1 protein-coding gene is annotated in these 460 nt (G+C 50.4%); it reads left to right on the forward strand.

The features are described 5' to 3' along the window. Positions 1-118: 118 nt before the first annotated feature. On the forward strand, positions 119-460 hold a 342-nt coding region (locus LDK53_RS22900), incomplete at its 3' end, for a LysR family transcriptional regulator (protein WP_225288160.1).

Here is a 460-nt window from a genome sequence, read left to right on the forward strand (position 1 = left end):
ATGAGTGGATGGACTTGTGAAAAAAATTCAGCAACGGATTAGCCCTGGTCGGTCTATGGTGTATATCATTTCCGTATCAACGCATTCGGGCCTTAACGCACAAGGAAAACGATTCTGTATGCAAATAAGCAGAGCTGATGTCGCCGATCTCATTTATTTCATGGCTATTGCACGTCATCGCAGTTTCAGCCGTGCGGCGATTGAATTAGGTGTCAGTGCATCAGCGCTTAGTCATGCCCTGAAGGGACTGGAAACCCGGCTCGGGGTTCGCCTGCTTAATCGCACGACCAAGAGCGTCACCCCTACGGCAGCAGGTGAAGAACTGGTTCAGTCTGTCCTTCAGCCTTTCGACACGATAGAAGGCGCACTTGAATCGCTTAACAAGTATCGTAATACCCCAGGCGGGCGTATTCGCATCAATGCTGCCGTTGAAGCGGCCAATCTTTTGCTTGCGCCAGTT

This window comes from Enterobacter sp. K16B (assembly GCF_020216105.1).
In the GTDB taxonomy this organism is placed as follows: Bacteria; Pseudomonadota; Gammaproteobacteria; order Enterobacterales; family Enterobacteriaceae; genus Enterobacter; species Enterobacter sichuanensis.